Below are 12,410 nucleotides of genomic sequence, written 5' to 3' on the forward strand. Positions count from 1 at the left end.
CTTCAGCACCCCCCGACTCGTTCAATCAGCAAGGAAACGCATCGTGCAGCACACCCTGACCGGCATCGAACTCTGGGACGGCCGCATCAGCCGAGGTCCGTCAACTCTCACCTGGACCCACGGCGACACGGATGCCGTCATCACGTCGGTCGGCGAAGCGACAACCATCGAAGCAGACAGTGCTGGCCTCAGCGTGATCCCCGGCCTGATCGATACCCACGTGCACCTCATCGGCAACGCGGGAAAACAGCAGGCTGGCTTCCTCACCTGGCCACTCACCACGCGGCCGGAGGAGCAGGTGCTGCACGGTCTTGCCCACGCCAGGCGTGCGATGCAGGCCGGCGTCACCACGATGCGCGACCTCTCTGCTGACGAGGTGCAGGTGTCACTGCGTCGAGGCATCGAGGGCGGACTCGTTGAAGGCCCCCGGGTGCTGGCCTATGGCCTTGTCGGAATGACCGGTGGCCACGGCGACATGTTCACGCCGGCGGCGCACCCGATCAGGAAGCCGACGGCCGACGGTCCTGATGAGTGCCGCAAGCTGGTGCGCTACTGGGCACGAGCCGGTGTCGACGGCATTAAGATCGCCACCAGCGGCGGCGTGCTCTCCGACGGCGACAAGGCGGCCTGGCGCAACTACACCCGCGCCGAGATCGATGCGGTCGTCGACGAAGCTCACGCCCTGGGTATGAAGGTTGCTGCGCACGCACACACCGCAGACGGCATCGACGTGGCGATCGCCGCCGGCGTCGACTCCCTGGAGCACGCAACCCTGATCACCGCAGAGCAGGCAGCTGCTGCCGCCGTTGCTGGAATCACCCTGGCCCCGACGCTTCTCATCAACGACGTCATCGCCAACGGCATGCCGGGCGTCTCGCCAGAGCAGAGCGAAAAGGCACAGCAGCTGGTTGTCACGCGTGATGCGCTCATGCGAGCAGCCGCAGACATCGGAGCTGAGTTCGTGCTCGGCACCGACGCCAACGGATTCCACGTGAAGTTCGGTGACGAGATGGCCGAAGTACGGCGGATGGCCGAGGTACTCGGCTACTCCCCGGAACGCGCGCTGCAGGCCGCAACCAGCCGTGCGGCCAAGGTCATCGGCTATGAAGACTCGCTCGGAACTCTCGCGCCTGGCTACCTGGCCGACTTCGTCGTAATGCGCGGTCGTCCGTGGGAAGACGCCGCAGCCCTCGACGTGGCGAACATCGTTGCAGTCGTCGCGCGCGGTCGCGTCGTCTTCGGTGAGCTTCCGCGCTAGCCAAAACGTTATCTACGCACGGAATCTGCGTCTGGACGCTGTTATAGGCTCGCATTACTACAAGCGGGTACGCTCTTGTCACCCGAAGTTCGCACCACCCGAGATCTGTATCACACCAGAAATAGAAGGTAGAAATGCGCGCAAGAATCGTACTCCCCGCAGTGGCAGCGGCAGTTGTGCTGATGTTCACAGGTTGCGTCGACAACTCGACGCCCGCAACAAACACGTCGAGTGATGCCAGCGCGATCGCCAAGGACGATACGGCCGCGGCCCTCGTACCGGCAGACATTGCCAGCACCGGCACCCTCCTGATCGGCACCGATGCGGCTTACCCGCCCAATGAATATAAGGATGAGTCCGGCCAGCCGATCGGTTGGGGCATTGAACTCTCCAACGGAATCGCAGCCAAGCTCGGCCTGACCCCGAAGTACCAGGTCGCCAAGTTCGAGAACATCATCCCGAGCATCACCGGTGGCAAGGTCAACATCGGTGAGTCGTCATTCACCGACAACGCCGAGCGTGAGAAGCAGGTTGACTTCGTCAACTACTACAACGCCGGCATCCTGTGGGCTGCTCCGACAGGCAAGACAGTCGACCCAGACAACGCCTGTGGCCTCAAGGTCGCGGTGCAGACCGGAACCGTCGAAGAGACCGACGAACTCCCCGCCAAGAATGAGGCCTGCGCTGCAGCGGGTAAGCCCGCCATCGAGGTGCAGAAGTATGACGCCCAGGAAGACGCGACCAACGCTGTGGTGCTGGGTAAGGCAGATGCGCTGAGTGCCGACTCACCCGTCACCGGCTATGCCATCTCGAAGACCGACGGCAAGCTCGAAGCCGCGGGCAAGAGCTTCGATGTTGCTCCGTACGGCATCGCCGTGCAGAAGGGCTCAGAGATGACCAAGGCAGTCCAGGCTGCACTGCAGTCGATGGTCGACGATGGCTCGTACGGCAAGATCCTTGACACCTGGGGCGTCACGGATGGCGGCATCAGCACCATCACCATCAACGCGGCGACGAACGGCTAATGACCGACACCGCTCAGAGCTCTCCGGTGGCGATGCCACCGGAGAGTGGCGGCGAGTCTGAGCCGATTAAGGCGATCCGACTCAAGCACCCGTGGCGCAATACGTTCGCCGTGGTGCTGATCGTGATCTTCGTGCTGTTCATCATTGATGCGGCCCAGCGGCCGGCATTCGACTGGCCATCCGTGGGTAAATACCTGTTCGATCGCCGCATCAGTGAGGCGGCATTCGTCACGATCCAGCTCACCGTCTACTCGATGGTGATCGCCGTGGTGCTCGGCGTTGCGCTGGCCGTGATGCGGCTGTCACCGAATCCGGTCTTGAAGAGCATCTCCTGGTTCTACCTCTGGGTTTTCCGGGGCACACCTGTCTATGTGCAGCTGACGTTCTGGGGCCTGCTCGCGATCATCTACTCGAGCATCGACATCGGGATTCCATTCACCGAGCCGTGGATCTCAATCGGTACTGACGCCGCACTCACGCCATTCATGCTCGCGGTGATCGGCCTGGCGCTGAACGAAGCCGCATATATGGCTGAGATCGTGCGTGCAGGACTCCTGTCGGTCGACCGCGGCCAGGAAGAGGCAGCGACGGCGCTTGGCATGAGCTGGTTCCAGACGATGCGCCGCGTGATCCTTCCCCAGTCGATGCGGGTCATCATCCCGCCGACAGGCAACGAAGTGATTTCGATGCTGAAGACGACCTCGCTCGTGATCGCGGTGCCGTTCAGTTTCGACCTCTATGCACGCTCGCGGGACATCTCAGTCGAGACGTTCAATCCGATTCCGCTGCTGATCGTGGCATCCATCTGGTACCTGTTCTTCACCTCGATCCTGATGGTGGGGCAGTACTTCCTGGAGAAGCGATTCGCCCGCGGAGTGGGTGACCGTCGTCCGGACAAGAAGGGCGATCAAGGCACCATCACGGGGACCCTGCCCGTCACGGCGGCAAACCAGCCGACGGTTGTGCTTCCCCCGACTGATACCGACAATCCGCCGATCAATCCAGGGCATGGAGGCATGCGATGACCGACACGTTCATCCCCGCGCCCGCGCCTGACGCCCGCACCGAGGTGCCAATGGTGCTCGCCGAGGGAGTCTCCAAGAGCTTTGGCTCGAACCAGGTGCTGAAGAGCATCTCGCTCGAGGTGAAGCGTGGCGAAGTGATGTGCCTCGTCGGGCCGTCAGGCTCCGGCAAGTCGACGTTCCTGCGCTGCATCAATCACCTCGAAGTGCTTTCGGCCGGAAGGCTGAGTGTTGACGGTCAGCTTGTCGGATTCCGGGAGGCGAACGACAAGCTTTACGAACTGCACCCGAAGGAAGCGGCGAAACAGCGTCGCGAGATCGGGATGGTGTTCCAGCGTTTCAACCTGTTTCCGCATATGACAGCTCTAGAAAACGTCATGGAAGCGCCCATCAGGGTGAAGAAGCTGCCGAAGGCCAAGGTCGAGCAGAGTGCTCGGGATCTCCTGGCCAGGGTCGGCCTTGCCGACAGGGCCGACTACTACCCAGCGCATCTCTCCGGCGGGCAGCAGCAGCGGGTGGCCATTGCCAGGGCCCTGGCGATGGAACCCAAGTTGATGCTCTTCGACGAGCCGACAAGTGCGCTCGACCCTGAGCTCGTCGGCGAAGTGCTCGATGTGATGAAGGGGCTGGCCAAGTCGGGCATGACGATGATCGTCGTCACGCACGAGATGGGCTTCGCCCGGGAGGTCGCAGACTCACTCGTCTTCATGGATGGTGGCGTCGTCGTCGAATCCGGCGACCCGCGTGAGGTGCTGGCGAACCCGCAACACCAACGCACGCAGGCGTTCCTGTCGAAGGTGCTGTAGGGAAACTCAGCACTCGTTGCGGCGGATCCAGTGCAGCCGGCTCAGCCGGCCAGCACCTTCTGGATCCGCTGCAACGACACCGACTCGGCAGCCTTCAGCTCCTGGGCGAACAGGCTGATGCGCAGCTCCTCGATCATCCAGCGCGCACGCATCAGACGTGCAGGGGAGTGCGGCTTCAGCGGAATCGTGCCGCCGGCATCCGCGAACTTCGCTTGCGCGGCCTGTACCTCGTTCATCCAGACCCTGTCTCGTGACGGGTTCTCGACGAGCTTGGTGAGGCGTGCGTTGATGCCGCCGAGATAGCGCGGCAGGTGCCGCAGCTGCGTCAGACCCGTTGCACTCACGAAGTTCGGGTACACGAGTCCGGACAATTGCGCCCTGGCATCGCTGATCGCGGGCAGCAACGCCATGCTCGTCGAGGCCTTGAGCGCCTTGTCTGCAGACCTGGATGCCGTGAGAATACGAGCGACGAGGCCGACGGTCTCAAACATCGAGTCCATCACCACGCCAGACACCCGATCGCGCAGCGTGTCGAACTGCACCTTCATGAACACCAGGCCGTCTGGCTGCACCCGGTAGAGCACGTCGTCGATGCAGGCAGCGAGGCAGTCATCGAAGAGCGCCTGTGTCGACCGGTACGGGCTGGTCGACAGGCTGAGCTTCTCGGTGCCGGTGAGGTGTTGCTGCACATAGTTGACCGGCGACGGGGTGGCCAGGAGCAGCAAGCGGCGCACGCCGTCCGGCAGGGTACGGGCCTGCTCGGCCTCGGTGCTCATCAGCTTGATCGAGACGGATGATCCGTCGTCGATCAGCGTCGGGTACGCCCGAATAGTGTTGTCGCCCTGCTTCGTATCGATGAAGCGGGGCAGTTCGGTGAAGTCCCAGGTGGTGAGGCCACTGCGCTCGATGGCATTCGGGGTGGCAGCAGAGGCCGCCGCAACACTGTCACGGGCCCGGCTGCCGAGCTGACGCTGCAGCTGCCCGAGATCGGTTCCGCTCGCAATCGCCCGGCCGCGGTCGTCGACGACCTTGAACGTCATCCGCAGGTGCCGGGGCACGCGGGCCAGATCGAAGTCTGACTGGCTCACCGGCACATGCGTGAGGCGCTGGATGAGAGTGGCCAGCACCTGCGTGAACGGCTCGGCATCCGCTGAAACAGTGCCAGAAACGGGCGTCGGCAATTCGGCCAGCAGCCTGGCTGCCCAGTCAGCGGCCGGAACCACATTGCGCCGGATGGCCTTCGGCAACGACTTGATAAGCGCGGTCACCAGATCGAGCCTGAAGCCGGGCACCTGCCAGTCGAAACCTGCAGGGGAGAGCCGGGCGAGCAACGCGAGTGGAACCTGAACTGTCACACCGTCGTCATCCGAGCCCGGCTCGAAGCGGTAGCTGAGCGCGAACTTCTGGTCGCCCTGCTGCCACACCGGCGGAAAGAGCGTCTCGTCGATCTCGGGGGTGTCCTCGGCGACAAGCGTCTCCGCGGTCATGGTCAGCAGGTCAGGCGTTTCGAGTCTGGCCTTCTTCCACCACGTCTCGAACGTGCGGGTAGAAAAGACGTCGGCCGGGATACGGCGCTGGTAGAAGTCGAAGACAGCCTCATCATCGAACAGGATGTCGCGACGCCTGGTGCGCTCTTCGAGTTCGGCCAGATCGGCACGCAGCTTCTGGTTGGCGCGGTCGAAGGCGGTGAGACGCTTGTCGATGCGGTCGATATCCCACTCGCCCTCGACGAGCGCATGCCTGATGAACAGCTCGCGAGCAACCGGCTGGTCGACCCTGGCGAACTGCACGCGGCGCCTGGCAACGATCGGCACACCGTAGAGAGTGACGCGTTCGTAGGCGACGACCGCGCCCTGCTTCTTCTCCCAGTGCGGTTCCGAATAGTTGCGCTTGCAGAGATCGCCGGCCAGGGGCTCGGCCCAGGCGGGATCGATCGCGGCGTTCATGCGAGCGAACAGCCTGCTCGTCTCGACGAGCTCGGCGCTCATCACCGCGTTCGGCTGTTTCTTGGCCAACGCTGAGCCGGGGAACAGCACGAAGCGCTGCTGTCTGGCGCCGACATAGTCGCGCTTGGCGGTGTCTTTCAAGCCGATGTGCGAGAGCAGACCGGCAAGCAACGAGCGGTGGATGCCGTCCGGATTGACCGCCGGATCCCCGATGTGCAGACCGAGCGGCTTGGCCAGCTGCTTGAGCTGGCGGTAGACATCCTGCCACTCACGCACGCGCAGGTAGTTCAGGTACTCGTTCTTGCACATCCGCCTGAACGCGCTCGATCCGAGCTCGGCCTGCTGCTTCTCGATGTAGTTCCAGAGGTTCAGCAATGACAGAAAATCGCTCGTCGGGTCCGCGAACCTGGCGTGCTGCTCGTCGGCCTGCTGGCGTCGTTCGAGCGGACGCTCCCGTGGATCCTGAATTGTCAGCCCGGCAACGATCGCCATCACCTCGCGGCTGGTGCCCTGGGGCTTCGACTCGACGACCATACGGGCAAAGCGCGGGTCGATGGGCAGCTTGGCGAGCTGATGGCCGATCTGGGTGAGCGTGGGTGTGGCAGATTTGCTTCGCGTTGCGCCTAGCTCAGCGAGCAGGTCGAGGCCGTCCTTGATGCCGCGGGAATCCGGCGGCGTCAAGAACGGGAATGCGGCGATGTCGCCCAGGCCGAGCGAGATCATCTGCAGGATGACGGCGGCCAGATTGGTGCGCAGGATCTCGGGTTCGGTGTACTCGGGACGCTTGTTGAAGTCGTCCTCTGAGTACAAGCGGATGGCGATGCCATCGCTGGTGCGGCCGCTTCGCCCGCTTCGCTGGTTGGCCGATGCCTGTGAAATTGCTTCGATCGGCAGGCGCTGAACCTTGGAGCGGACGCTGTATCGACTGATGCGGGCGGTACCGGCGTCGATCACATACCGGATGCCTGGCACGGTCAGGCTGGTCTCTGCAACGTTGGTGGCCAGCACGATGCGTCGACGAACGCCTGCGATGGACGACGGCTGGAACACCTTGTGCTGGTCGGCAGATGAGAGCCGGCCATAGAGCGGCAGCACCTCGGTCGGGCTTGAACGGTTCGACGAGGCGAACTTGCCCTGCAGTGCGTCTGCGGCGTCCCTGATTTCGTTCTCTCCGGAAAGGAAGACGAGCACGTCGCCGTTCGACTCGCGCTCCAGCTCATCGAGGGCTGCGCTGATTCCCTCGATGTAGTCGCGGTCGACGGCCGCTGCGGCCTTGTCGAGCACGTCGCTGTCGTCATCCGTTTCGGTGAGAGCATCGGCGACAAGCGGGCGGTAGCGAATTTCGACGGGATAGGTGCGGCCAGACACCTCGACGATGGGTGCCGGTGTGCCGTCGGCCGAGGCGAAGTGGGCGGCGAAGCTCTGCGGATCGATCGTCGCAGACGTGATGATGAGCTTCAGGTCGGGTCGCTTCGGCAGCAACTGCTTGAGGTAGCCGAGCAGGAAGTCGATGTTGAGGCTGCGCTCGTGAGCCTCGTCGATGATGATCGTGTCGTACTTGCGCAGCAGTTTGTCGCGGTGCATCTCGTTCAGCAGGATGCCGTCGGTCATCAGCTTGATGCGGGTGCCAGAACCGACCTTGTCGGTGAAACGCACCTGGTAGCCGACGAGCTCTCCGACCTCCTGGCCGAGTTCATCTGCGATGCGTTCGGCGATGGTGCGAGCGGCGAGACGCCGGGGCTGAGTGTGTCCGATGTTCTGCCTGCCAAGTTCGAGGCAGATCTTCGGCAGCTGTGTCGTCTTGCCCGATCCGGTCGAGCCGGCAACGATGACGACCTGATTGTCGCGGATGGCGTGCGCGATCTCCTCGCGCATCTGGCTGACAGGCAGCTCAGGAGGAAAGTTAATGGGGGGAAGCGGTGCAGGTTCCATGAGCTTTCCATCGTATTCGCTGTGGCTTGTGAGCGTGGGCTGCTCCCGCTGCTCCCGCTGCTCCCGCAGTCCCCGTTCTGTCCGCGCAGTCCAAGTTTCAGTCAGCTCAAGCCCGGAGGACATCCCGATTAACGCTTCTGAACTTCCGGGTCATATGACTCGGAAGTTCAGAACACTTTTTCGGAGTCCGCCAGCTGTGGAGCGCGCCCGGGCAGCCGCTACAAAATTCGGCCGACACCGCCGACACCGCCGACACCGCGACTCCGCATGCGCTGTTAGAGCAGGCCACTTCTCCACACAGTGCAGCGATCGCTCATCGGCAGACTCGACTGCCGGTTAGCCTCCGATCATGCATCCGTTCCAGGTCATGGCAGAGCCCGTTCGTCGCCGCATCGTCGACATCCTCGCGAGTGGTGAGCATACGGCCGGAGAGCTCGCTGCTGTCGTCGGCTTCGAGTTCGGGATCAGCGCAACCGCGGTGTCTAAGCACACGAGACGGATGCTCGACGCAGGCTTTCTCGAGGTGCGGGCCGAGTGGAACAGCCGGGTATACCGGCTGAGCGACGACGCCGTCTCCCGCCTCGAATGGGAAGTCGCCGATCTGCGCCGCAAGTGGGACGAACGTCTCGGCTGGAATGCGCCGGGCGACCCAACCAAAGCAGGGGTGCAGCGCAAGGGCGCGGGAAGACCGTCGCGGGCCGGACGCCGCGGCGCAGGCATTCGCGACGACCCATGGCAGCGGGATAACTGAGCGCATCCGGCTCTCCCGTGCACGGGAGTGACGGGTGCCTTCGCCCCAAGTGTGAAAAGTGTGAATAGTGTTGTCGCATGACAAAAACGGTGCCCACCCTCACACTCAACGATGGCCACACGATTCCGCAGCTCGGCTTCGGTGTCTTCAAGGTTGACCCGGACGAGACGATGCGCATCGTCACCGATGCCCTTGAGGTGGGCTATCGGCACATCGACACGGCAGCGATCTACGGCAACGAGGTGGGTGTCGGCGATTCGATCGCCCGCTCAGGCATTGACCGCGAAGACCTTTTCATCACGACGAAGCTGTGGAACGACAGGCAGGGTACTGAGTCGGTGTTCGACGCATTCGACGAAAGCCTGGAGAAGCTCGGTCTCGAGTACGTCGACCTGTACCTGATTCACTGGCCGACGCCAGCACAAGACAAGTACGTCGAGAGCTGGAAGGCGCTGGAGAAGATCAGGGAAACCGGCCGCGCTCGTTCGATCGGCGTCTCGAACTTCCTTGAGCCGCACCTGCAGCGCCTGCTGGCCGAAACGGATGTCGTACCGGCCGTCGACCAGATCGAGCTGCACCCTGCACACCAGCAGCCGGCGACCACGGCGTTCGCCCGCCGTCATGGCATCCAGATCGAAGCATGGGGCCCGCTCGGTCAGGGCAAGTACCCCTTGCTCGACGAGCACGTCGTCGCCATTGCCGCCGAAGCGCACCGCAAGACGCCAGCACAGGTGATCATCCGTTGGCACCTGCAGACGGGCAACATTGTCTTCCCCAAGTCGACCAGGCGCGAGCGCATGATTGAGAACTTCGATGTCTTCGACTTCGAACTGACCAGGTCTGAGATGTCGGCGATCACCTCACTTGAGCGTGTGGGCCGCGTTGGCGCCCACCCCAATGAGGTCAACTGACCGCAGAGAATTCACGTACACGTGCATCCGCCCGTCGCAACTGCGGCGGGCGGATGTTACGTTCCGCGACGACTCTTACGCCGTGTGTCACCCTCTCTAGCAGCTTCTGAAACGCCGGGCATAGCGTCGGACTATGTCGTACACCTTGAACGTCGTCGCCGTATCCGGCAGCTTGCACGCACCATCGAAAACCACGGTGCTCGTGCGCGAGATCGTGGCTGCCCTGGAGCGCGAGATGGCGATCGACGCACGAGAAATGTCGAGCGACGTGCACCTGATCGAACTCAGCGTTGTCGGACGCGAGTTCTCAGGTGCGCTCAATCGCTCCGAACTGTCTGCAGCGGCAGAGGCTGAACTCCGGCTGATTGAGAACGCCGACCTGCTCATCGTGGCCTCGCCGGTGTACCGGGCGTCGTTCACTGGCCTGTTCAAGCACGTCTTTGATTTCGTGGACCAGTACGCTCTCATCGACAAGCCGGTTCTCTTGGCGGCAACCGGCGGAAGCGACAGGCATGCGCTCATCCTTGAGCACCAGTTCCGTCCGCTGTTCAGTTTCTTCCAAGCGCTCACCCTGCCGCTCGGCGTCTATGCGAAAGACTCGGAGTTCACCAACTACCAGGTGACCGATGAGGCACTGCGCGACCGCATCGCGCAGGCGATCGCCCGGGGGCTGCCGCTTGTCCGGGCAAGCCTGCCAGCCGACGTATTCGCCGATTCAACCGCGATCGTCTGGTGATCACCGTGCCCATCTCTGACTGTCCATTGCTTCCGGTCGTCGGCCAAGACCTCACGGTTCCGCTCATTGACGGAAGCAGCACGCGCTATATCAACCTGGACTACGCCGCATCCACACCGGCACTCGACGTCGTCGCCCAGCACCTCAGTGAGTTGCTGCCGCTTTACGCCAGCGTGCACCGCGGGGCAGGCTACGCGTCACAGGTCTCGACCTCTGCATACGAGAACGCCCGGATCGTCGTCGGCGACTTCGTCGGGGCCCGCCAGAACGACCAGGTGATCTTTACTCGTAATACGACTGACTCGCTCAACCTGCTTGCCGGCATCGTGCCAGGCGAGACGGTGCTGCTCGACATTGAGCACCACGCCAACCTGCTGCCGTGGACCCAGACCAATGGCCGGGTGATCACCGCGGGGGCGACGATCGCCGAAACGCTGCAGAGGGTGGCGGCGACCCTCGCCGAGCGTCCGGCGGCGCTGCTCACTGTCACGGGAGCCAGCAACGTGACGGGGGAGACCCTGCCCCTACGGAAGCTGGCGACAATCGCCCATCGGTACGGCACCCGCCTGGCCGTCGACGGAGCGCAGCTAGTTCCGCACCGCAGGGTCGACCTGGCCTTCGATGGCATCGACTACCTGGTGTTCTCGGGGCACAAGACGTATGCGCCATTCGGCGCGGGGGTACTCGTGGGTCGGGGTGACTGGCTGGATGCCGGTGCACCGTACCTGCTCGGGGGCGGAGCCGTCAGCCGCGTCTCGCTCGATGAGACGACGTGGCGCACCGGACCGGCCAGGCACGAAGCAGGCTCTCCCAACGTGCTCGGCGTCGCCTTGCTCGCGCGCTCACTGCAAGCGCTGGCCGACCTCGACGATGCACAGTGGCACCAGCATGAAGCAGAGCTTCGCACCCAGCTGGTCGACGGGCTGTCCGCGCTGCCTGGCGTGCGTGTGCTGCAGATCTTCCCCGACTCCACGGCCCCGGTCGGCGTTGTCAGCTTCGCCGTCGACGGCGTCGACTCCCGGTTGCTGGCCACCTACCTCTCTGCCGAGCGGGGCATCGGTGTACGCGACGGCAAGTTCTGCGCGCATCCGCTGCTCGCGAGACTCGGAATCACGGAGCCTGCGCTGCGTGCCAGCGTGGGCGTTGGCTCATCGGCAGCGGATGTCGCAGCCCTCGTCGACGCCGTGGCCGCCTATCTCGCACATGGCCCGGTCTCCACCTATGAGCTCATCGATGGGCAGTGGGGCGTGAGCGGTGACGACCGGCCACGGCCGGAGTGGGCGCCAGTGCTCGAGGCTGGCGTCGGCTACTACGGCTGCGGGGCCTGACGTTCGAACGCATCCAGCAACCGATTCGTCAGGCGGCCAGAGGCATCCGCGGCATCGCCCTCTGCGGCCATGACGACACCTGCATTGGCCTCCATGAGTAGCGTGAAGTCACGCCATTCGAGATCGGCGACCACCTGGTGGTCGGCCTGTGCCCGGCGGATGAGCTCCGAAAATCCTGCCTCGATGCTTCTTCTCTCAGCGACATAGCCGTCGCCGTGGAGGAACGAGGTGACGAGCATGTCGGCGCACGCCGGATGGCGGGCCTGTTCGGCGGCAATCTCTTCGACGATCGTGCGGAGGGCGCCCCATGCGTGCGGCTCGGCCATGGCCTCGCCCAGGCGTCCATGCCACCTGGCAACGCTGGTGGAGAACACGGCATCGATCAGGGCTTCCTTGGTGGGGAATCGTCGAAAGAGCGTGGCAACGCCTACCCCAGCCCGTTTGGCCAATTCGGTCATGGAGATGCCTGTCCCGAGCTCGGCGAACGCGTCGCTCGCGACGGTCACGATGCGATCGCGATTGTCGCGGGCGTCTACGCGCAGCTCGGCTGCTCCCGTCGCGGCCATGGGTGCCTTCTCTCTGTCGTGGAACACGCACTAAGTGGAATTGTCGTGCCAGTTAACGATAGCGTTCCTAGTTGGAACGGTCGTTCCACTTATCGAAGGAGACCTCGTGCGTGCTGCTCAATTCTCGAA

At 63.6% G+C, this 12,410-nt stretch carries 10 protein-coding genes; 8 read left to right on the forward strand and 2 right to left on the reverse strand.

Annotation, left to right across the window (positions count from 1 at the left end):
* The first annotated feature begins 43 nt into the window (after positions 1-43).
* From ACMT3I_RS01540 to ACMT3I_RS01555, 4 genes are all read left to right on the forward strand, one after another.
* Positions 44-1,258, forward strand: coding sequence for an amidohydrolase family protein (locus ACMT3I_RS01540; RefSeq protein WP_414802679.1), 1,215 nt, complete (start codon positions 44-46; stop codon positions 1,256-1,258).
* Positions 1,259-1,392: 134 nt separating this feature from the next.
* Positions 1,393-2,283 carry an ABC transporter substrate-binding protein gene (locus ACMT3I_RS01545; RefSeq protein ID WP_414802680.1) on the forward strand — a complete coding sequence of 297 codons (891 nt, stop codon included), beginning with the start codon at positions 1,393-1,395 and terminating at the stop codon, positions 2,281-2,283.
* Complete coding sequence (locus ACMT3I_RS01550; protein ID WP_414802681.1) at positions 2,283-3,308, forward strand: amino acid ABC transporter permease; 1,026 nt, start codon at positions 2,283-2,285, stop codon at positions 3,306-3,308. Before ACMT3I_RS01545 ends, ACMT3I_RS01550 begins: the two co-directional genes overlap by 1 nt.
* Before the next feature lie 50 nt (positions 3,309-3,358).
* On the forward strand, positions 3,359-4,111 hold the full coding sequence (locus ACMT3I_RS01555; RefSeq protein ID WP_414803507.1) for an amino acid ABC transporter ATP-binding protein: 753 nt from the start codon (positions 3,359-3,361) through the stop codon (positions 4,109-4,111).
* Between the two features lie 41 nt (positions 4,112-4,152).
* Here ACMT3I_RS01555 and hrpA read toward each other — a convergent pair whose 3' ends face one another.
* Positions 4,153-7,989 carry an ATP-dependent RNA helicase HrpA gene (hrpA, locus tag ACMT3I_RS01560; protein WP_414802682.1) on the reverse strand — a complete coding sequence of 1,279 codons (3,837 nt, stop codon included), beginning with the start codon at positions 7,987-7,989 and terminating at the stop codon, positions 4,153-4,155.
* A 349-nt stretch (positions 7,990-8,338) separates the two neighbouring features.
* Between hrpA and ACMT3I_RS01565 the strand changes: the two genes are divergently transcribed.
* From ACMT3I_RS01565 to ACMT3I_RS01580, 4 genes are all read left to right on the forward strand, one after another.
* On the forward strand, positions 8,339-8,740 hold the full coding sequence (locus ACMT3I_RS01565) for an ArsR/SmtB family transcription factor (RefSeq protein ID WP_414802683.1): 402 nt from the start codon (positions 8,339-8,341) through the stop codon (positions 8,738-8,740).
* Between the two features lie 77 nt (positions 8,741-8,817).
* Positions 8,818-9,651: an aldo/keto reductase gene (locus ACMT3I_RS01570; protein WP_414802684.1), complete on the forward strand. Its 834-nt coding sequence runs from the start codon at positions 8,818-8,820 to the stop codon at positions 9,649-9,651.
* Between the two features lie 133 nt (positions 9,652-9,784).
* On the forward strand, positions 9,785-10,387 hold the full coding sequence (gene msuE / locus ACMT3I_RS01575) for an FMN reductase (RefSeq protein ID WP_414802685.1): 603 nt from the start codon (positions 9,785-9,787) through the stop codon (positions 10,385-10,387).
* Positions 10,387-11,715 carry an aminotransferase class V-fold PLP-dependent enzyme gene (locus ACMT3I_RS01580; RefSeq protein ID WP_414803508.1) on the forward strand — a complete coding sequence of 443 codons (1,329 nt, stop codon included), beginning with the start codon at positions 10,387-10,389 and terminating at the stop codon, positions 11,713-11,715. Before msuE ends, ACMT3I_RS01580 begins: the two co-directional genes overlap by 1 nt.
* Here the strand turns inward: ACMT3I_RS01580 and ACMT3I_RS01585 are convergent.
* Positions 11,697-12,308 (reverse strand): TetR/AcrR family transcriptional regulator, encoded by a 612-nt coding sequence (locus ACMT3I_RS01585; protein ID WP_414802686.1) that lies wholly within the window; start codon positions 12,306-12,308, stop codon positions 11,697-11,699. The genes ACMT3I_RS01580 and ACMT3I_RS01585 overlap by 19 nt on opposite strands.
* Positions 12,309-12,410 lie beyond the last annotated feature (102 nt).

Origin of the sequence: Leifsonia sp. A12D58 (genome assembly GCF_047530025.1) — a bacterium.
GTDB lineage: Bacteria > Actinomycetota > Actinomycetes > Actinomycetales > Microbacteriaceae > Cryobacterium.

Excerpts from the sequence above, each read along its gene's own strand:
- ACMT3I_RS01545 (WP_414802680.1), top strand. The coding sequence starts at position 1,393 with ATGCGCGCAAGAATCGTACTCCCCGCAGTGGCAGCGGCAGTTGTGCTG.
- ACMT3I_RS01550 (WP_414802681.1), top strand. The coding sequence starts at position 2,283 with ATGACCGACACCGCTCAGAGCTCTCCGGTGGCGATGCCACCGGAGAGT.
- ACMT3I_RS01555 (WP_414803507.1), top strand. The coding sequence starts at position 3,359 with ATGGTGCTCGCCGAGGGAGTCTCCAAGAGCTTTGGCTCGAACCAGGTG.
- hrpA (WP_414802682.1), bottom strand. The coding sequence starts at position 7,989 with ATGGAACCTGCACCGCTTCCCCCCATTAACTTTCCTCCTGAGCTGCCT.
- ACMT3I_RS01565 (WP_414802683.1), top strand. The coding sequence starts at position 8,339 with ATGCATCCGTTCCAGGTCATGGCAGAGCCCGTTCGTCGCCGCATCGTC.
- ACMT3I_RS01570 (WP_414802684.1), top strand. The coding sequence starts at position 8,818 with ATGACAAAAACGGTGCCCACCCTCACACTCAACGATGGCCACACGATT.
- msuE (WP_414802685.1), top strand. The coding sequence starts at position 9,785 with ATGTCGTACACCTTGAACGTCGTCGCCGTATCCGGCAGCTTGCACGCA.